This window comes from Paenibacillus pinistramenti (assembly GCF_005869875.1).
In the GTDB taxonomy this organism is placed as follows: domain Bacteria; phylum Bacillota; class Bacilli; order Paenibacillales; family Paenibacillaceae; genus Fontibacillus; species Fontibacillus pinistramenti.
In genome coordinates this window covers 59406-79642 of sequence record NZ_VAWG01000006.1, presented here as the reverse complement: position 1 = coordinate 79642, position 20237 = coordinate 59406, and the positions used below count along the sequence as shown (strand labels likewise).

Below are 20237 nucleotides of genomic sequence, written 5' to 3'. Positions count from 1 at the left end.
AATTTGGTTTCAAAATTTTGGAAGAAAGGGTTTTCAGGTTTATTGGCATTCTTGCTGGTGCTTCAGGCATTTCCTTTTTCAGCAGAAAAGGCAGCAGCGGGACCAGCACCGGAACCAGCGGCCGACACCTGGACCGTGCAAAACTCTGGCACAATACGTGATCTGTACAATGTCGTGTTCAGCAATAATGAATTCGTGGCAGTTGGCCAGTACGGCGCCATACAAATCTCTTCGGATGGTGTGAACTGGACCAGCAACTATGTAGACGTGAGTGAGTTTTATGATGTTACCTACACAGGATCTCAGTGGATTACGGCCGGCAAATATGGCGAAATGGGTACTTCTGTTGATGGATCAGAATGGGATTATAAATATATCTCGGACGGGACATTTGGGATAGCGATCAAGGGGCTCGCTTCAAACGGCTCGAAGATTATCGCAGTCGGATCAGGAGTCGCGGGGGAACTAACCTCTGTCTCTCAGAACGGCTACCTATGGAGCACTCAGGCAATAAGCGGAGTTCAATTAAATGATGTAACCTATGGAAATGGAAAATATGTCGCTGTCGGGGACAGTGGAGCGGTATACATCTCCACCGATGGAACGACTTGGTCTAACGCTTCGATAGGGAGCGGCGCCAAGCTGAATCGGGTAGCGTATGGAAATTATCAATACGTGGCTGTAGGGGACGGGGCTATTTATACTTCGTATGATGGCGTAGACTGGTCACTCCGTTCGCTGCCAAGCGATGTTGTCAGTGAGACCAGCTTATATGGCGTAACATACGCTGCTGGGAAATACATTGCTGTCGGCGCAGGCGGAGTCATCGTGAGCTCAGCCGATGGTGCTGTATGGAAGTCAGAAGACTCAGACGCTGACAAGGATTTCAAAGGGATTGCGGCAGGAAATGGAAAATTTGTCGCTGTAGGGCTTGAAGGCCAGCTTTGGACCCAGGACATCAGCTCCAATGCGGATTTAAGCAGCCTGACTTTGAATTACAGCAGCCTTAACTATGAATTGTCGCCAGCGTTCGATCCGGCTACTACAGACTACACTGCAACCGTTCCGTATTACACAGACCGGGTGACCGTAACGGCGGAAACAGCTGACTCTTATGCATCTGTTGGAATCAACTACTGGCCTGCGGTTCTCCAGACTGCCAGCTACAGCTTTTCTTTAAACTTGGGCCAGAATACGATGACCATTCCGGTTACGGCGCAGGACGGTACCCAGAAGACTTACAAGATCATCGTAACCAGGGAGGAACTGCTCTCGGCTGATGCATCTTTGAGTGCTTTGGATGTAAGCCATAATACACTGGATCCGGCGTTTGTAAATACGCCTGAAAACAGCGGCTACATGACCCACGTTGACAGTTCGGCCACCTTCGTCGATATAACAGCTGTTCCCAATGAAAGTCACGCGACTTTAACGATCGATGGTGAGCCTGTTGAAAGCGGCGTTCCGTTTCATGTTGATTTGGATTCAGGAGAACAGACCTACATCAATATTATTGTCACAGCCCAGAACGGGGTTAACTCCAGAAGTTACAATGTTTGGGTACTCAAGGACACGACACAGCTGTCCACCAATGCCAATCTGTCGAATCTGACAATCAGCGAAGGTACGCTGTCGCCGAATTTTGCAGAAGAGACGACCACCTATACAGCTACAGTAGGAAATGAAGTAACCAGCGAAGATGTGACGGCAACGGTTGAGGATGTGAATGCCACGTTGACCATTAATGGTGAAACTGCACTCAGCGGAAATGCGGTTAATGTTCCGCTGTCCGTAGGTCCAAATTCCATTTCTGTACTCGTTACGCCTGAGAGCGGTCAACAGCAGACCTACACGATTGTTGTAACCCGGGAAGGGGATACACAGCAGGGCGGTGGAGATCCTGAGCAGGGCATCGCAGAACTGTTAGACCTTACGCTGAGTCAAGGCACGCTGTCCCCGTCATTTGACGCTGATACGACCGTCTACACGGCGACAGTAGGAAGTGACGTAACCAGCGAAGATGTGACAGCAACGGTAGAGGGTACAAATGCCACGCTGAGCATTGATGGTACAGTTACCACCAGCGGAACTGCAGTTAATGTGCCGCTGTCCGTAGGTCCAAATTCAATTATTGTACAGTTAATTCCTGATAGCGGTCCAGGGAAGGCCTACACCATTATTGTGACCCGGGAAGGAGAAACGGAGCAGGGCGGAGATGATCCCGAGCAAGGTGGAGGAGAAACGCAGCAAGGTGCAGCGGATCTGGTTGACCTCGCACTCAGCCAAGGTACGCTGTCCCCGTCTTTTGCGCCTGAAACAACTGGGTATACAGCTAAAGTAGGACATGGGGTAAGCAGCGTAGATGTAACCGCAACGGTCGAGGATGCCAATGCGGCATTGACCATTAATGGCACATCTGCCGCAAGCGGCGAAGCGGTTACTGTACCGCTGGCTGTTGGCGCGAATACAATCACTGTGCTGGTCATTCCTGATGGCGGTACGGCAAAGACCTATACCATTGTTGTGACTCGTAAAGCTGCCTCCGGCTCTTCCGGCAGCCAAGGCTCTTCCTCTTCATCCGGCTCCTCCGGCACCAGCGGTTCTTCTGCTGCAAGTGGAACCAGCCAAACAAACGTTGAGGAAATTACCGTTGACGTACAGACGGCTAAGGCAACTGAGAATACAACGGTAGCCAAGACTTTGGTGAAGAGAACTACAGAGGCAGACGGTACGAAAAAGGATGACGTCACCTTCACAACAGATAAAGTAGAGGAGACGCTCACACAAATCCTTTCCCAAGGCCTCGATACGGCCAGAATCGTCATTCCAGACAACGAAGATGTTGTCTCCCAAGTCAATGTGACGGTTCCTAAGTTATCCGTAGACCGTCTGTCCGATGGGCAGGCCAATCTGGAAATTTATACAGAGAATGCTCTGATCGGCATTCCAAAAGCCTCTCTTCAGCAGTTTGATCAGGACCTGTACTTTAATTTTATTCCGATTAAGGATGCTGCCGACAAGAAGAGCGCCGAGGAACGGGCGAAAGCCGATGAAACGGTTCAGGAAATTGCTCAGGACGCTGCATCCTCCATTCAAGTCCTGGGCAGACCGATGACGATTGAAACCAATATGCAGAGCCGTCCTGTTACCCTGACTATGCCGCTTAGGGATGCGGACCTGCCTGCCAATGCGGAGCAGCGCGAGCATGTGCTGAACAATATTTCCGTATATATCGAGCACAGCGACGGCACCAAGGAATTGAAGAAGGGTACAGTCGTGACTTTCCCTGACGGAAGCCAGGGCATTCAAATCAGTGTAGATAAATTCAGTACCTTTACGATGGTTTATATGGACGGTGAGCCTCATACGGCTTACATCAAGGGATATACCGACCATACCTTCAGACCGGATTCGCTGGTTACAAGAGCGGAAATGGCTGCAATGCTGGCCAGAAACCTGGATTCCATCGACACTTCCGCAGCTGCCGGATATACCGATGTAACGCAGCAAAATTGGGCCTATAATGAGGTTCTCCAGGTTCAGCAGTATGGCATGATGATCGGCGATGGCGGATTATTCCGGCCGGGCAGCAGCATTACACGGGCGGAAATGGCCGCTATTGTTAACCGCTGGCTGAAGAAGACGGGCGTAACTTCTGCATCTGCCGGAACGGACATCAGCAGCACATCCTCCTACACGGATACGGCAAACAGCTGGGCTGTTAAGGACATTGAGGCAATTAAAGACCTTAATATTATGGATGGATACGGGGACGGCTCTTTCCGTCCTGATGCTTACCTGACCCGGGCAGAAGCCGTTAAAGTGCTGAACAGATTGTTTGACCGCGGTCCGCTGTATGGCACTTACACCCCGTCCTTTGACGATGTAAATGAAACTCACTGGGCTTACCGCGAGATTGAGGAAGCTGCAAGAAGCCACACCTACTCGATCTCTGACGAAGGCCAGGAATTGCTGGTTAACAGCGTTAATTAAGAAGCGGTTCACACCGACTGCTTAACAAATAATTGCTGCAAGCCATGGGCAAAAAATAAAACCGGTTCCGGTCATCATGACGGAATCGGTTTATTTTTTACTGCTTTAATTCTTTAGGGGACAAACAACCTTCAGGCTCAGATCGGCAGCAGGGCCACCGTTTCTTTGTGCTTCAAATCGGCTGTCATGTCGAGCCACTGCTGCGGCTTGTGATCCAGCACGCTGTAGTAGCGCTCCAGGAATTGAACGATCAGGGCCGCGGACAGCTCTTCCTGCTCATAATCGGCAGGCATAAAGCAGAGATCGAGCCCGCTGACCGCTTCGCCGTCATTGTTCCAGGACGGATGCACGTAAGGGAAGTCGAGGCGCTTGTAGCCAAGATGGGACAGCACTTCGCGGCGCACAAAAGGATCCATCGGCTTCACGCCGCCGAATTCATGCTCCAGATCCCGGTACGGATCATAGATTTCAGCAAACATGCCGCTGAGCTCCTTGCCGCTCGCGGCGGCCAGAGCGTGCAGATCCTCCTGTCTTTGCTTCCACAAATACCGCCCAATCCCGAGGCCGGGCTTCCCGATAATCGTGAAGTCGGTCATCGCCACGTTAAAATCCTCATAATAACGGTATTCTGTTGTGCCGACCACTTTGCCGTCCAATACGGCCACAAACACACGGATGCCCGGATCTTCGAGCGGCTCCTTCCAAAGATCGAATTCCAGCACTTCCTCAGGCGGAAAAACCTCCTGCATCAAGCGGTGCATATCCGCAAACAGCGGATCGGTAATGCTTGTAATGCGGTGATACTGCATGTTGGCTGCCATAGGCCTTCAGCTCCTTGTTCCTTTATTTATTGTTGCAAAAACGATTAGCGGCCAGAACTGCGAAACGGATTCCGCCATTCCATCAGCGTCCCGTAATTTCTGGACTCTTCATCCTCCAGATACCCGGAGACCACCTTCACCGGCGTCCGGCCGCAGCGAAGCAGGAAGGTCAGGACAGGATCTTTTAACCGTCCTTCAACGACCGCCTGGACATACTTCTCTGCGCTCATATTGTCTGCGTAAGTGTGGTAGCCCGGCATACGCCCGCCGCCAAGCAGACGGTCCAGTCCAAGCTGGACGACCACCTCGTACATGGAGAACATCAGCCATTTGCCGAGGCCGAGCTTACGGTACGCCGGATCGACGGAAATGTCGACCACATAAAGCGTATTTCCGTCCGGCTTGTGGCTGCGGATATAACCCTCGTCGGTAACTTCGGCCCAGGTGTGATCGGGATGCGCCGGATCAAAATCAACCCGCAGACCGGTCATCGAACCGGCCAGCCTGCCGTTAACCTCCACGCACAGCGCCCCCTCCGGAAACAAGGTCACATGGTTGATCAGCTGCTCCCGGTTCCACCAAAGCTCGGATGGGAAGGGAGGAGGGAAGCAGGCCTGCTGGATGCCGAACATCCCTTCAAAATCCTCTTCCCGGTAGTTTCGAATGACAACAGGCACCGGCCGGTCCTGGCTGTAAATGTAGAACTCTTTGCGGTAAGCCGCCATCTTTCCATTGCCTCCTTACAAGCTTCAAGTCCTTTAAGCTTTCCAGTCCGGATACAGGTCCGTCCGGCGGTCGCGCCAGGTGCTGACAGAGCCCTTCCGGCGGACCTGCTCCAGCAGGGCGAGATCAAGATCCGCTGTAATGATCATATCCTGGTTGAGCTCGCCTTCGGCCAGGATGCCGCGGGGCGGGAAGGGGATATCGTTCGGCGTAATGACGGCCGCCTGGCCGAAGTTGGCCCGCATGAAATCAACAGTTTGCAGCGCGCCTACCGTGCCGGTAGACACGACATACACCTCGTTCTCTACCGCGCGGGCATGGCTCGTATAGCGGACGCGGTAGAAACCATGGCGGTCGTCCGTGCAGGATGGACTGAAGATGACAGCAGCGCCTTTGGCACGGGCCAGCCGGACGATCTCCGGAAATTCAATGTCATAGCAGGTCAGGATCGCGATTTTGCCTTTGTCCGTCTCAAAAATCTCCAGTCCTTCACCCGGAGCGATCTTCCATTCGTCAACCTCGGTCGGCGTTATGTGAAGCTTGGGCTGCTCGGCCACGCGGCCGTCCGGGTAGAACAGGTGGGCCGTATTATACAGCCTGCCGTTTCTGCGGATGACATGGGTTCCGGCGATGATATGCATGTTCTCGCGGGCGGCCAGCGAGCTGAACAGCTCCCGGTACGGCTCCGTGAAATCGGGCAGGTCACCTATGCTGAGGGCCTCACCCTGTCCATTGCCGATGGACAAGAGCTGGGTCGTCAGGAATTCGGGGAACAGAATAAATTCGGTGCCGAATTCCGCAGCGGCTTTGATATAATGTTCAGCCTGGGCGGCAAATTCAGCAAAGGAATTTATAGTATGCAAATGGTATTGCACGGCGGATACTCTCAGTTTCATAACTGCCTCCTTAAGCCCGGCAGGACCGGTTCAAATAGACTGATAGTCAGCATAATATCGTTCATTATGAGGGGATTCAGGGCCTATTTCAAGTGTCCGGCTGCAGGGGGCAGGGCGGTGCCTTGGCGTGCCGGGTTCGGAAAGTCTGGCAAATTGACAAGAAATAAGAGATATAATAAGAAGAATTATAAATAATAAAAGGGCGGGTCAGCCAACGATGAATACCTATTGCAAAGTGCTTGTTGTAGATGATGAAATGCTGGTACGGCAGGGCATCAAGTATCTTTTTGACTGGGAGAGCGAGGGCTTTACCATCGCCGGCGAAGCCTCTAACGGGGAGGAAGCGCTCGAGCTTATTCCCCAGTTGGAGCCGCACATTATTCTGATGGATATCGTCATGCCGGTGATGGACGGCGAGGAGCTCGCAAGACGGATTCAAACCCGCTATCCGGGCATCAAAATTATCGTGCTGAGCAGCTTCAGCGAATTTGAATATGTACGTTCCACCTTCCAGAGCGGGGCGTCGGATTATATTCTTAAGCCCAAGCTAGATGCGAAAGAGCTGCTGGCCATTTTGAAAAAGGTAGCGTCCGCCATCCCCGCGCTGCAGGGCGCCGCAAAGCCCGGCAGCAAGGAGCGCGTGCTGGAAGCCGCGCTGGATAAGCTTCTCTCCGGGTATCCGCTGGAGAATGAGCAGCTCCGCGGAGCTATGGGGGACATCTTCCCTTATCCGCTGTTTATGCTGCTCGCAGCCGAGCCTTCGGAGCGGAGCGCTGCAGCTGCTGCTGAAGACCTGCAGCCTGTAATGACATCTGTATTTGAGAGACTGGCTGAAGCCTATTCCCTGAACATCAGCTTTCGTGCTTTAAGACAGGACGAAGGGAGGGTGCGGCTGCTGCTGAACACGGATGAATCCTCTCTGGAAGCTCTGCCTGATCTCCTCCAGGAGCTGACGCATGACTGCGGAGTTGAAGGGCACCCGGCCGCAGCTGCGCTGAGCGCTGCCTTTCACCAGCTTGACCGGCTTCATGAAGCGGCCGAGGAAATTCCGGCCCTGCTGGAGAAGCGCTTTTTCCTGCCGGAGGAGCGGGTGTTTATTGGCGGAAGACAGCAGCAGGGGCAGCAGAAGGGACAGCAGCTGGCGCATAACGGCCCGCAGGCCGGATTTGACAGCGAAGCCTTCAATCATGAATTGAACGAGCAGGATTTTCACGCGGCTTTCACCCGGCTGCGCCGTTATTTGACCTCCATGCCCGGCCGCCTGGATACGGAAATGTACGATTTCAAGTCGCTAATGGGCCATAGTGTCTTTAATATCATTCTGGCGCTGCTGCGGTTTCAATATGAGGCAAGGCAGCTGGAGGAGCGGAAATATGAATATTTCCGCAGGATTCATGAGGCTGTCAATATTCATGAAGCGGTCCAGCTGGTGGAGGCCTTTCTGGAGGAGGCCGAGGAATGCATCCAGCAGCGCATGCGCTCTGCAGGCGGCCAGGCGGTCCAGCGGATTCTGGCCTATATTCAGGACAATTATGCGGAGCCGCTTACCCTGACGGAGATCGCCCAGCATTTTCACTTTAATCCATCCTATTTATCCAATTATTTTGCGACTCACAATAAGGAAGGGTTCAGCGAATATCTGAATAAAGTCCGGATCGAGAAGGCCTGCGAGCTGCTGAGACAGGGCGACAAGTCGATCTCGGATATCAGCAGCCTGGTCGGATACTCGGATCACAGCTATTTTACGAAGGTATTCCGCAAGCTCAAAGGCGTCTCGCCAAGCCAATACCGCAGACAGCCAATGGAAGGACTGCATGAACTATGAAACTGAAACAAAGCACAAGCCGCTTCTCCCCGCAGACACTGTTTGGCAAAATCTTCGTCGTGATGGTGGTGAGCACCATCTCGGTCGCCCTGGTTACCTCGCTGCTCATGGTCCAGGTCTCGCAGAAGCTGTTCATGAACACGTTCAGCATTACCAACACCAAGATCATTCAGCAGATCAAGAACAGCTTTGAGGACTTTAACTATGACATCGTTACGGTATCGGGCGAGGTTGCGCAGAGCCTGACCGTCAAAACCTTTCTGACCGAAGGCGACAAGGACTCCTTATCCAATAATTTCTCTGTCTACCGGATGACCGATCAAATGGAGCACATCCTGAGTAGTCTCGATATTAACGAGGTAGGCGTCGCCATCATTGGCGTGAATGGACGGAGCTATTTCAATAACCGCGCCTACTGGACAGGCACTACCGGAGAGCTGAAGGGCAGCACGCTGTATGAAGAGACGATTCAGCATCCGGAGAAGCTGTCCTATCACTATTTCAAAGGGGATGAGGAAACCTCGGACCAGCCTCTGATCATTGCCTCCAAGGCGCTGCGGAACCCTTCGACCAAAGAGATTTACGGCATTTTATTCATGATGATCCGGGAGAAGGATTTCAGGCAGTTCTACGGCAACTTTACGAGCACGGGCAACGATGTGGTGATTCTGAATCATAACGGGCAGATTGTGTCCAGCAATCTTGCCGGGCGGATCGGCCAGACCTCCAAAGAACTGCTGCAAAGCGCCGAGAACATCCGGACGCAGAATCTCGATTACATGACGGTGAGCACGAGCGGGGCAAGCGAGATCGTCCTGGCGGATTATTTGCAGACTTATGATTATTACATTGTGAACCTGATTGATAAGAAGATGGCGCTGGAGAAGCTGTTCCCGGCCAAGCAGATTATTTTGACGGGGGCTGCCATTGTGACGGTGTCCCTGATGGTCATATTTATTATCGTTAGACGGGTAACGCGGTCGCTGCGCATCCTGGTCAGACAGATGTCGAGCGTAACCAAGCGGAATCTGCATAACTACATTACGATTGGCGGCAGCTATGAGACGAGAGAGCTCGGGACGGCCTTTAACTATATGCTTGACGAGCTGAATGATTACATCAGCCAGCTGGTGGAGACCCAGAGGGAGCAGCGAAACGCGGAGCTTGCGGCGCTGCAGCGGCAGATCAACCCGCATTTTCTGTACAATACGCTGGCGTCGGTCAATATTCTCGTTCAGCGCGGCAATAAGGAGAAAGCAACGGAGACGATCCGCGCGCTCATCTCCCTGCTGCAGAATACAATCAGCAATGTGTCGGAGACCATTACGGTCGAGCAGGAGCTCATTAACCTGAAGCATTATGTCTTTATCAACCAGGTCCGCTACGGGCCGGGCATTCAAGTCGATTATTTCGTATCGCCGGACTGCATGAAGGCCCAGCTTCCCAAGTTGATCCTGCAGCCGTTTATCGAGAACTCCTTCTTCCACGGCTTTATGGACCGCACCACCGGCTATATCTACGTCATGATTGCCAGAGAGGGCGGCACGCTCGTCTGTGAGGTCGTGGACAACGGGACCGGAATGGACCTCGAGGCGGCGGGCAGCAGACTGTCCAATCCGGCGAACAAACGGCAGATGTTTACCGGCATCGGCGTCCGCAATGTGCATGAGCGGATTCTGCTGCTGTACGGCGAGCATTACGGCGTAACGATCGAAAGCAAACCAGGGGAAGGAACGAAGGTGCGCCTGAGAATCCCTTGGCTGATTAGCTCGGAGGACGAAGCTTAACGATCTAAAGAAATTACGATTAACTAAAAAAATTGCCAGAACTTTAAAATGTATACGGTTACAACAACTAAGAATTTCGCCAATCCGGATAGAGATATTCCTAACGGGTTAAAATTAGACAATGTTAAGATAATGCCATAGAACAACAGCAAACGCTTTCAAAGAGCGCTTTCAACAATGAGACAAGGGGGATTTACACGTGAAAAAAGCATTCGTCGCTCTGCTCGCTTCCATCCTGCTCCTGTCGGCTTGCGGCAGCAAGTCCGAGAATTCGGCCTCCGGGGGGAACAGCGGCTCAACGAGCAAGGAAATTACCGTTTGGGCATGGGATCCGAACTTCAACATCGCGGCTATGAAGCTGGCGGTTGACGCTTACGCCAAGACCAATGCCGATCAGAAAGTAAGCGTTGTGGAATACGCTCAGGACGATATTATCCAGAAACTGAATACAGGCCTTAACTCAGGCACAACGAACGGACTTCCGAACATTGTCCTGATTGAGGATTACCGGGCGCAGAGCTTCCTGAAAGCTTATCCGGACGCTTTTTACGACTTGTCGAATTCCATTAAGGCTTCCGACTTCGCTGATTACAAGATTGCCTCCAGCAGCCTTGACGGCAAGCAGTACGGCGTTCCGTTCGACTCCGGCGTTGCAGGTCTGTACGTACGGACGGATTACCTGAAGGATGCGGGCTACACTGTAGACGATCTGACCAACATCGACTGGGACAAATATATTGAAATCGCCAAAGACGTCAAAGCCAAAACCGGCCATGACATGCTTACACAGGATCCGAACGACCTTGGTCTGGTCCGCATGATGATCCAGTCCGCCGGCTCCTGGTATACGAAAGAAGACGGTACGACACCGGATTTGAAAGACAATGCGGCGCTCAAAGACGCTTTCACAACCTATAAAGCGCTGATGGAGTCCAACACGGTCAAGATTACTTCCGACTGGAGCCAGTTCCTGGCCGGCTTTAACAGCGGCGATGTGGCTACTGTTCCTACAGGCAACTGGATTACGCCTTCTGTTAAGGCAGAAGCTTCCCAGTCCGGCAAATGGGCAATCGTGCCAATGCCTAAGCTGAAGAATACTTCAAGCTCCGTTAACGCTACAAATATCGGCGGCAGCTCCTGGTATGTGCTGAACGTTCCTGGCAAAGAGCAGGCTGCTGAATTCCTGGCCAAAACACTCGGCTCTGATGTGAATCTGTATCAGGATATGCTGACCAAAGTCGGCGTCATCGGCACCTTGAAGGCAGCCGGAGAAGGCGAAGCGTATAAACAAGCCGACGAGTACTTCGGCGGACAGAAGACGGTTGAAGACTTCTCGCCATGGACGCAGCAGATTCCGCAGGTTAACTTCGGTATGAACACTTACGCAATTGAAGATATTCTGGTCCCTGAAATGCAGAACTACCTGAACGGCCAGGATCTTGATAAAGTGCTGGCAGACGCGCAGTCTCAGGCTGAAAGCCAGCTTCAGTAACCGCCGGGAGGACCTCCCGCGGATCAAAAACTTGTTGCCCCCGCATACCGTCCTGCCAGCAGGGCGGTATGCTTTTCTAAAGAGGAAGAGAAAGGAGCCTAAGCCTCATGAAGAATCAATCCGCAGCACGCTTACGGTTAAACAGCAGACTGACGGGCTGGATGTTTATCATTTTCGCCGTCATTATGATCTGCGCGTTTTACTTCTATCCGATGATTCAAGCGCTGATCTTGTCCTTCAAGACAGGGACCGGGGCGAATATGCATTTCAATGGCGTAGACAACTACAAACGGCTGTTTACCGATAAAGTCTTTCTTACTGCACTCAAGAATACGTGCATCTTTCTGATCATCCAGGTTCCCATCATGATCCTGCTGTCGATCTTTATTTCCGTTCTGCTGAACGACAGCAAGCTGAAGTTCAAGGGCTTCTTCCGTACCGCAATCTTTCTGCCGAGTGTAACTTCACTTGTTGCTTACTCGGTTGTGTTCAAATATATGTTTGGCACAGACGGCCTGGTGAACCTGGCCTTGACCAAACTGCACCTGATCTCAGCGCCGATTCAGTGGATCACAGATCCGTTCTGGGCCAAGATTACGATCATTATCGCCATTACCTGGCGCTGGACCGGTTACAACATGATCTTCTATCTCTCCGGCCTGCAAAATATTGACCATTCCATTTACGAAGCTGCGCGGATCGACGGCGCCTCGGCGTTCAGACAGTTCAGATCTATTACGATACCGCTGCTGAAGCCGATCATCCTGTTCACTTCGATCACTTCGACCATCGGTACGCTGCAGCTGTTTGATGAAGTCATGAACATTACGCAGGGCGGACCGGGCAACGCAACGCTGTCCATTTCGCAGTACATTTACAACCTGTCGTTCAAGTACACGCCGAACTTCGGCTATGCGGCAACTGTGTCCTACACCATTGTGATCCTGATTGTGCTCTTGTCCATCATCCAGTTTAAAGTGGCAGGTGACCGAAAATGACGAAATTCAAACGCTTCTGGATGTACGCCTTCTTGACGGCAGCCGCGATTATCTCGATATTCCCGTTTCTGTGGATCGTGATCAGCGCGACGAACCTCTCGAAGGATGTGTCGAACGGCCGGCTTCTGCCGGGCTCGCAGCTGATCACGAACCTGCACCACCTGACCCAGCAGATCAATCTGGGCCAGGCGCTCTGGAACTCGGCGCGGATTGCGGTCATTACAACCGTACTCGCCCTGCTGATTGCCTCTCTGGCCGGCTATGGCTTTGAGGTGTACCGCAGCAAGACGAAAGACATCGTGTTTAACATTCTGCTGCTGTCGATGATGATTCCGTTCGCTTCCCTGATGGTGCCTTTGTACCGGATGTTTGCGGACTTCTCCAAGACCGTTCCGTTCTTTGGGGTAGATACGGTATCCTCCGTCATTCTGCCGACGTTTACAACCGCCTTTCTCATCTTCTTCTTCCGGCAAAGCTCGAAAATGTTCCCGAAAGAGCTGCTGGAAGCCGGGCGGATCGACGGTCTGAGTGAGCTCGGCTTGTTCTTCCGAATCTATATGCCAACGATGAAAACAACCTACGCGGCCGGCGCGATTATCACATTCATGTCGAGCTGGAACAACTATCTGTGGCCGCTCGTCGTGCTGCAGTCCCCGGAGAAGCGGACAATTCCGCTCCTGATTTCGAACCTGGGCTCCAGCTATTCGCCGGATTACGGCATGATCATGGCCGCTATTGTAATCTCGACTTTGCCTACGGCGCTGGTGTTCTTCCTGATGCAGAAGCATTTTGTGGCCGGTATGACAGGCTCCGTAAAATAATACTCTAATCTTAGCTATTAGCAGACTACAAGGAGTGTTAATCCATGTCCGAACAACAACCGCAGCTCGCCTGGCTCAGCGACCCGGCCGTATTCCGGGTGAACCGGGTCGACGCCCATTCCGATCACCGCTACTACCGAACTATGGAGGAGGCGGAGGCTGGAGAGCCGATGGGGATGCGCTTCAGCCTGAACGGCGGCTGGAAGTTTAACTATGCCGTCAACGCGGCGGCACGTCCCGAAGCTTTTTACCAAACGGATTACAGCACGGAGGGCTGGAACGAGATCCAGGTTCCGGGTCATATCCAGCTTCAGGGCTACGGCCACCCGCAGTATGTGAATACGATGTATCCGTGGGATGGACTGGATGCGGTAAGACCGCCGGAAATTCCGCAGGAGCAGAATACGGTAGGAAGCTATGTGAAAATGTTCGAGCTGCCGGCGGATTTCCGCAGCAGCTCCAGCCCGGTATATATCTCTTTTCAAGGCGTAGAGTCCGCCTTCTATGTGTGGCTGAACGGCCATTTCGTCGGCTACAGCGAGGACAGCTTTACGCCATCCGAATTCGACCTGACGCCTTACCTGCAGGAAGGCCGCAACAAGCTTGCGGTGGAGGTGTTCCAGCGCAGCACCGGCGGCTGGCTGGAGGACCAGGATTTCTGGCGGTTCTCCGGCATTTTCCGTGAGGTGTACCTGTACACGGTGCCCGAAATCCATGTGCAGGATTTATGGGTTCGGACCGAGCTGGATGATTCGTTTACCGAAGGCAGGCTGCTGGCCGAGCTGGCTTTGAATGACAGATCCGCGTCCATGGCCGGGGTTTCGGCCCGGCTGGAGCTGAAGGACGCAGCAGGCGAAACGGTGCTGTCGCAGACCGCTGCCTTCACAGACGGGAAGCTGGCGGCGGAGCTGTCTGCAGGCCGGGTTCAGCTGTGGAGCGCGGAGCGCCCTTACCTGTACAGACTGTGCATTTCCGTTCTGAATGAAGCCGGCGAGACTGTAGAGGCGATCGTGCAGAAGACCGGCTTCCGCCGCTTTGAAATGAAGAACAAGGTTATGCTGCTGAATGGAAAGCGGATTATGTTCAAGGGCGTGAACCGCCATGAGTTCAACTGCCGCAGCGGCCGGAATATCACCAAGGAGGATATGCTTTGGGACATCCGGACGATGAAGCAGAACAACATCAACGCGGTCCGCACCTCCCACTATCCGAATCAGACGCTCTGGTATGAGCTGTGTGACGAATACGGCCTGTACGTAATTGACGAGATGAACCTCGAGACCCACGGCTCCTGGCAGAAGCTGGGCGCGGTTGAGCCGTCCTGGAACATCCCGGGCAATAAGCCGGAGTGGGAAGCCATCGTTATGGACCGCGCAATCTCCATGGTGGAACGGGACAAGAACCATCCGTCCATCCTGATCTGGTCGTGCGGCAATGAGTCCTACGCCGGCGAAGTAATCGTGAACGCGGCGAACTATTTCCGCTCGAAGGATCCGGGCCGCCTGGTGCATTATGAAGGCGTGTTCCATAACCGCGATTATGACGCAGCAAGCGATATGGAGAGCCGGATGTACGCCAAACCGGCGGATATCGAGGCTTACCTGAACAGCAATCCGTCCAAGCCGTACATCAGCTGCGAATACATGCACGCAATGGGCAACTCGGTAGGCGGGATGCACAAGTATACCGAGCTGGAGCAGAAATACGAGCTGTACCAGGGCGGATTCATCTGGGATTACATTGACCAGGCGCTGGTTAAAAAAGACCGCTACGGCAAGGAATTCCTGGCCTACGGCGGCGATTTCGGCGACCGTCCTACGGACTATAATTTCTGCGGTGACGGAATCGTGTTCGCAGACCGGACGGTATCGCCTAAGATGCAGGAAGTGAAGTTCCTGTACCAGAACATCAAGCTGGTGCCGCAGCAGGATGAGATCCGCGTCATTAACGAGCAGCTGTTCGAGAGTACAGACGCTTACTCGCTGCGCCTCAGCCTGCAGAAGGACGGGCGGGAAATCGCCGCCGGCCGGCAGGATATTCATGTGCTTCCGGGACAGGAAGCCGCGGTGAAGCCGGAGTGGGGCGCCAAGCTTGCGCAGCTGGCACCCGGCGAATACTGCATCCAGGCCACGCTGCATTTGAAGGAAGCGGAGCTGTGGGCGGAGGCCGGATTTGAAACCGGCTTCGGGCAGCATATTTTCACCGTGGGCGAAACGGCTGCGGCGGGTTCCCAGCCTGCTCCGGCTTCGGCTTCGGGCAGCGTTAAAGTGATCGAAGGCGACGTTAACATCGGCGTGAAGGGTGAAGGGTTTACCGCCATCTTCTCCAAAGGGGCGGGCTCGCTGGTCTCCCTGCGCTACAACGACCGCGAAATGGTCGAAATTCCGCCGGCTCCGCTGTTCTGGAGAGCAACCACGGATAATGACAAAGGCACGGCGCTCGGCTACCACGCTGGAGCCTGGTTTGCAGCCAGCCTTGCGCGCAGATGCTTGTCCGTGAACGTGTCCCAGCCGGACAGCAGCAGCGCAACCGTTACATTTGAATACGGGTTCAGCATTCACCCGGATCTTCGTTTTACTACGGCTTACACCGTCCATGGGGACGGAAGCGTCCGCGTGAAAGCTTCCTATAAGGGCGCGGAGGGGCTGCCGGATGTGCCGATCGTTGCCTGGTCCTTCAAGATGAAGGCGGACTACAGCCAGACGGAATGGCTGGCGCTGGGTCCTGAGGAGAACTACAGCGACCGCAGCTTTGGAGCCCGCCTCGGCTGGTTCAGGAAGCCGGTTGCGGAGCTGCCATCGCCTTATCTGGCGCCGCAGGAATCGGGCGCCCGCACGGGCGTAAGAACGCTGCGCGTCACCGACGAAGACGGACGCGGTCTGCAGATTCAGGCGCCGGCCGCAGCGCCGTTTGAGGCGACGGTATCGCCTTACACGGCCTTCGAGCTGGAAAGCGCCGCCCACGCTTACGAGCTGCCGCCGGTCCACTACACGGTCGTCACGATAGCCGGCCGCCAAATGGGCGTAGGCGGGGACGACAGCTGGGGCGCGCCGGTTCATCCGGAATACCGGATTCCTGCCGGCCAGGACCTGGAGTTTGAATTTGTATTAAGCTTCAAAAATGTATAAGCAGGCTTCTATGGACTTCAGGAGGCCCGCAGCCAGGAGCTGCGGGCTTTTTTGTCACCTTGATTTTCTCGCCGCAAGCGGAAGAAGGCTGTATCCCGTACCGATTAATTGTATAATGGTAGACGGTTGGATAAATTCGGCAATAGACGTGAAATATTTCGAATCAGATGGGGAGCAGCTATGGCGAATTCAGGGGAAACTTACAGGGTCAAAAGCGCTACCGTCACCGAAGGCTTGGTCGTGATGGCCATCGCTGTCGTGGTGGTGGCAGACCTGGTGCGCAGAGCCTATATCACGGGAGAACAGCCGCTTCTTTATGCAGGCTTGGCTGTCCTGGTCTACTGCGCCGTGCTTACTTTAGTCGCGCTGATCCGGGTCGTAAGAAAGCCGCATGAGCTGGTCATCACCCGCACGGCGATTTCTTCCCGCGGCCGCACGCTGGAGGCTTTGCAGGTGGAGGAGATCATGATCAACGGCTTGTCCCGCAAGCTCATTGGCATCAAGCCCAAGGGCAGCAGGATCGTTCCGGCGGTCTGGGCCTTCCGGTTCGTAGAGGACGCCGGGGAGGCGTTCAGGGATCTGGAGCACTGGGCCAAAGTGAATAAAGTGACGATGACGGAGAAGAAATTTTTCAAATGGATCTAATTTTACAAAGATCATGATTTCGGTTTACGTCCGCCTGATGCTTCGGTGTTATGCTGAATACAAATACCGAACCCGGAAGGCCGGCTCAATCTGGAGCCATTTAAACCGCAAAGAATGAGTCAGATGGAATGGATCCGTCTGGCTTATTTTTTTATGTCAGGAGAGGGGAGGATGTCAAGTGATCAAATATAATATCTGCTTTATGAAAAAGGGCTCCGAGGTGCTCCTCCTCAACCGCGAGCGCTCCAGCTGGATGGGCTGCTGGAATGGGATCGGAGGCAAGCTGGAGGCCGGCGAGACGCCGCGCGAATCCATGGTCCGGGAGATTTTTGAAGAGACTGGCATTCCGGAATATGAGCTCCGCTTCAAAGGGCTGATTACCTGGAACAGGGGGGAAGGCGGGTACGGCGGCATGTACACCTACATAGCGGAGGTGCCGGAACAGAATGGGCTGGCGACGCCTCTCCGAACGGATGAAGGCATTCTGGACTGGAAGCAGCTGGGCTGGATTCTGCATCCAGGCAACGTCGGCATAGCTTCGAATGTCACGCGGACGCTGGATACCCTGATCAGGGACAGCCGCATTTATGACCATCACTGCACTTATGAGAACAATCAGCTCGTTCAATATGAGCGCACAGAGATCAGCGGGGATTTGGAGACGGATCCCGGATACCGCGAGCGTTATTTTGAGAGATACAGCGGTGCGGAACACCATTATTAAATGAAAGGGGAGAAGAACGATGGCATTAATGATCGAAACGGAGCGGCTGCTGCTCACAACGTTAACCGCAGCGGATGCCCCGGAGGTTTTGGCGTATATACAGAGAAACCGCAGCTTTCTTGCGCCGTGGGAGATTCAGCGCGACCCTTCCTACTACACGCTGGAGGTGCAGGCCCGGCTGCTGGATGAGGAGGCCTTCAAGACTGAGCACGGCCAGATGCTCCGGATGTGGATTTATACCCGCGGGGAGAACAGCCGGCTCATTGGCTCTGCCGCTTTGAGCAGCATTGTGAGAGGCGCGTTCCAGTCCTGCCATCTGGGCTACAAGCTGGACGAGGAGGAGCGGAACAAGGGGTATATGACGGAGGCGCTGCGGGCAGTCATTGATCATGCTTTCGATAAGCTGGAGCTGCACCGGATCGAGGCCAACGTCATGCCGCGCAACCTGGCTTCGATGTCCGTCCTGCATAAGCTGGGTTTTTATAACGAAGGCCTCGCCTTTAAATACCTGAAGCTGAACGGCGTCTGGGAGGACCATATTCATATGGTGCTGCGGAACGAAGCGATGGAAGAGAGCTGAAGGCATCTAAACCTTCTATCCCTCCCGGCGCTTCTTATTTATAATAACTGCATAAGAAGCTGCAGCAGGTACGCTCACCATGATAAATATTCTATAAAAGGAGAGGTCAGGCATGGACCCAAGGTATCCGATCGGACAATTCGAATGGGAGGGCGGCATTTCAGAGGATCAGCGGGAACGCTGGATCAGGGAAATCGAGGCATTTCCCGGCAGGCTGAAGGATGCCGTCAAGGCATTTACGCCGGATCAGCTGGAGCTGTCCTACCGGGAAGGGGGCTGGAACGTCAGGCAGCTGGTGCATCATTTGGCCGACAGCCATATGAACAGCCTGATCCGCTTCAAGCTGGCTCTTACGGAGGATACGCCCACCATTAAGCCTTACTATGAGGACCGCTGGGCCGAGCTGGGCGACGTGCAGAACGGGGAGATCGGAATTTCCCTGACGCTGCTGGAGATGCTTCACCGCCGCTGGGCGCTACTGCTGCGATCGATGCAGGACAGCGATTATGCGCGTTCCTTTCTTCATCCCGAGTCCGGCAAAACAATCCGGCTAGACTACTGCCTAGGCAGCTACGTATGGCACGGCAATCACCATCTGGCCCATATCGGCCTGGTGCAGGACCGGCTTTCATCTGCAGAATAGCCCGTCAGATTCATCTTGTAAATTGCTAATCCTATTAAAATTATAGGAATTTACTTGATTTTTCAGGTATAATCTTGATAGGAAATCCTGAGATAGGGTATACTTGTCTCGCCTATTATAGAATGAAGAGGAGAGTCGAAATGGGAAAAGTATTGGTCTTTGGTCATAAAAATCCGGATACGGATACAATTTGCTCGGCAATTGCTTACGCTTACCTGAAGAATCAGATTGGTGTTGAAGCGGAGGCTGTCCGTCTCGGCACCGTTAACGGTGAAACTCAATTTGCGCTGGACCGCTTCCAAGCGGAAGCTCCGCGTCTGGTAGAAGCCGTTGCGGAAGAAGCGAAAGAAGTCATTCTGGTTGACCATAACGAGCGCCAGCAAAGCGCTTCCGACATTGATAAAGTCCGCGTGATCGAGGTTATCGACCATCACCGGATCGCCAACTTTGAAACCAGCGGCCCGCTGTACTACCGCGCTGAGCCTGTTGGCTGTACGGCTACTATTTTGAAGAAGCTCTACAAAGAGAACGGCGTTGAAATTCCTGCCAACATTGCAGGCCTGATGCTGTCCGCTATCATTTCCGACTCCCTGCTGTTCAAATCGCCTACCTGCACAGAAGAAGACGTGGCTGCAGCCCGCGAGCTGGCTGAAATTGCAGGCGTGAATGCGGACGAATACGGCCTGGACATGCTGAAGGCAGGCGCTGACCTGAGCCAGAAGACCATCGCCGAGCTGGTATCCCTGGATGCGAAAGAATTCCAAATGGGCAGCTCCAAAGTCGAGATCGCTCAGGTTAATGCCGTAGACGTGAACGACGTGCTGAGCCGCCAGGCTGAGCTGGAGTCCGCTTTGAACGGAATTATTGATGAAAAAGGCCTTGACCTGTTCCTGTTTGTCGTAACAGACATTCTGAACAACGATTCCGTCGGCATCGCGCTGGGCAGCAAAGCTGCTGCAGTAGAGAAAGCCTACAACGTCAGCCTGCAAGGCAACAAGGCTGTGCTCAAAGGCGTTGTTTCCCGCAAATCCCAGATCGTTCCGGTATTGACCGAAACGTTCGGCACGCTTTAATTCTTCGAATTTCGATGACTTAGATAATAAGCAGTTTTGACCGCCCGGTTTTTGAACCGAACCCCCATTGTGCTGGACATAGCCAGAC

General features: G+C 53.6%; 15 protein-coding genes. 12 read left to right on the top strand and 3 right to left on the bottom strand.

Translation table 11 applies throughout. The features are described 5' to 3' along the window. Nucleotides 1-135 precede the first annotated feature (135 nt). Complete coding sequence (locus FCN15_RS09650) at nucleotides 136-3993, top strand: cadherin-like beta sandwich domain-containing protein (RefSeq protein WP_203232117.1); 3858 nt, start codon at nucleotides 136-138, stop codon at nucleotides 3991-3993. A gap of 137 nt (nucleotides 3994-4130) precedes the next feature. Here FCN15_RS09650 and FCN15_RS09645 read toward each other — a convergent pair whose 3' ends face one another. Genes FCN15_RS09645 through FCN15_RS09635 form a run of 3 tightly spaced genes read right to left on the bottom strand, consistent with a single transcriptional unit; the run spans nucleotide 4131 to nucleotide 6433 of the window. After that, a complete protein-coding gene (locus tag FCN15_RS09645) occupies nucleotides 4131-4802 on the bottom strand; it encodes a GNAT family protein (RefSeq protein WP_138494905.1) in 672 nt (223 codons plus the stop codon). Nucleotides 4803-4858: 56 nt separating this feature from the next. Further along, a complete protein-coding gene (locus FCN15_RS09640; RefSeq protein WP_138494805.1) occupies nucleotides 4859-5539 on the bottom strand; it encodes a GNAT family N-acetyltransferase in 681 nt (226 codons plus the stop codon). Between the two features lie 33 nt (nucleotides 5540-5572). Further along, entirely contained in the window at nucleotides 5573-6433 is an 861-nt protein-coding gene (locus FCN15_RS09635) for a carbon-nitrogen hydrolase family protein (RefSeq protein WP_138494804.1), read from the bottom strand. 217 nt (nucleotides 6434-6650) lie between these two features. Here FCN15_RS09635 and FCN15_RS09630 point away from each other — a divergent pair, with 217 nt between their 5' ends. The 11 genes from FCN15_RS09630 (at nucleotide 6651) to FCN15_RS09580 (ending at nucleotide 20149) form a co-directional block, all read left to right on the top strand. Continuing rightward, a complete protein-coding gene (locus FCN15_RS09630) occupies nucleotides 6651-8258 on the top strand; it encodes a response regulator transcription factor (RefSeq protein ID WP_138494803.1) in 1608 nt (535 codons plus the stop codon). Between the two features lie 2 nt (nucleotides 8259-8260). Further along, on the top strand, nucleotides 8261-10045 hold the full coding sequence (locus tag FCN15_RS09625) for a cache domain-containing sensor histidine kinase (protein ID WP_420819564.1): 1785 nt from the start codon (nucleotides 8261-8263) through the stop codon (nucleotides 10043-10045). A gap of 199 nt (nucleotides 10046-10244) precedes the next feature. Beyond that, on the top strand, nucleotides 10245-11537 hold the full coding sequence (locus tag FCN15_RS09620) for an extracellular solute-binding protein (RefSeq protein ID WP_138494801.1): 1293 nt from the start codon (nucleotides 10245-10247) through the stop codon (nucleotides 11535-11537). A gap of 107 nt (nucleotides 11538-11644) precedes the next feature. Continuing rightward, nucleotides 11645-12535, top strand: coding sequence for a carbohydrate ABC transporter permease (locus FCN15_RS09615; RefSeq protein ID WP_138494800.1), 891 nt, complete (start codon nucleotides 11645-11647; stop codon nucleotides 12533-12535). Next, entirely contained in the window at nucleotides 12532-13356 is an 825-nt protein-coding gene (locus FCN15_RS09610; RefSeq protein WP_138494799.1) for a carbohydrate ABC transporter permease, read from the top strand. The genes FCN15_RS09615 and FCN15_RS09610 overlap by 4 nt, the downstream gene beginning before the upstream one ends. Before the next feature lie 44 nt (nucleotides 13357-13400). After that, a complete protein-coding gene (lacZ, locus tag FCN15_RS09605; protein WP_138494798.1) occupies nucleotides 13401-16484 on the top strand; it encodes a beta-galactosidase, LacZ type in 3084 nt (1027 codons plus the stop codon). Nucleotides 16485-16664: 180 nt separating this feature from the next. Next, on the top strand, nucleotides 16665-17129 hold the full coding sequence (locus FCN15_RS09600) for a hypothetical protein (protein ID WP_138494797.1): 465 nt from the start codon (nucleotides 16665-16667) through the stop codon (nucleotides 17127-17129). 178 nt (nucleotides 17130-17307) lie between these two features. Then, on the top strand, nucleotides 17308-17853 hold the full coding sequence (locus FCN15_RS09595; RefSeq protein ID WP_138494796.1) for an NUDIX hydrolase: 546 nt from the start codon (nucleotides 17308-17310) through the stop codon (nucleotides 17851-17853). 19 nt (nucleotides 17854-17872) lie between these two features. Next, on the top strand, nucleotides 17873-18433 hold the full coding sequence (locus FCN15_RS09590; protein ID WP_138494795.1) for a GNAT family N-acetyltransferase: 561 nt from the start codon (nucleotides 17873-17875) through the stop codon (nucleotides 18431-18433). A 112-nt stretch (nucleotides 18434-18545) separates the two neighbouring features. Further along, nucleotides 18546-19076, top strand: coding sequence for a YfiT family bacillithiol transferase (locus FCN15_RS09585; RefSeq protein ID WP_138494794.1), 531 nt, complete (start codon nucleotides 18546-18548; stop codon nucleotides 19074-19076). Nucleotides 19077-19216: 140 nt separating this feature from the next. After that, nucleotides 19217-20149, top strand: coding sequence for a manganese-dependent inorganic pyrophosphatase (locus FCN15_RS09580; RefSeq protein ID WP_138494793.1), 933 nt, complete (start codon nucleotides 19217-19219; stop codon nucleotides 20147-20149). Nucleotides 20150-20237: the final 88 nt, after the last annotated feature.

Bases quoted from the DNA above. Each gene is read 5' to 3' on its own strand.
- FCN15_RS09630 (WP_138494803.1), top strand. From the start codon at position 6,651: ATGAATACCTATTGCAAAGTGCTTGTTGTAGATGATGAAATGCTGGTA.
- FCN15_RS09590 (WP_138494795.1), top strand. From the start codon at position 17,873: ATGGCATTAATGATCGAAACGGAGCGGCTGCTGCTCACAACGTTAACC.
- FCN15_RS09615 (WP_138494800.1), top strand. From the start codon at position 11,645: ATGAAGAATCAATCCGCAGCACGCTTACGGTTAAACAGCAGACTGACG.
- FCN15_RS09645 (WP_138494905.1), bottom strand. From the start codon at position 4,802: ATGCAGTATCACCGCATTACAAGCATTACCGATCCGCTGTTTGCGGAT.
- FCN15_RS09580 (WP_138494793.1), top strand. From the start codon at position 19,217: ATGGGAAAAGTATTGGTCTTTGGTCATAAAAATCCGGATACGGATACA.
- lacZ (WP_138494798.1), top strand. From the start codon at position 13,401: ATGTCCGAACAACAACCGCAGCTCGCCTGGCTCAGCGACCCGGCCGTA.
- FCN15_RS09585 (WP_138494794.1), top strand. From the start codon at position 18,546: ATGGACCCAAGGTATCCGATCGGACAATTCGAATGGGAGGGCGGCATT.
- FCN15_RS09640 (WP_138494805.1), bottom strand. From the start codon at position 5,539: ATGGCGGCTTACCGCAAAGAGTTCTACATTTACAGCCAGGACCGGCCG.
- FCN15_RS09600 (WP_138494797.1), top strand. From the start codon at position 16,665: ATGGCGAATTCAGGGGAAACTTACAGGGTCAAAAGCGCTACCGTCACC.
- FCN15_RS09610 (WP_138494799.1), top strand. From the start codon at position 12,532: ATGACGAAATTCAAACGCTTCTGGATGTACGCCTTCTTGACGGCAGCC.
- FCN15_RS09635 (WP_138494804.1), bottom strand. From the start codon at position 6,433: ATGAAACTGAGAGTATCCGCCGTGCAATACCATTTGCATACTATAAAT.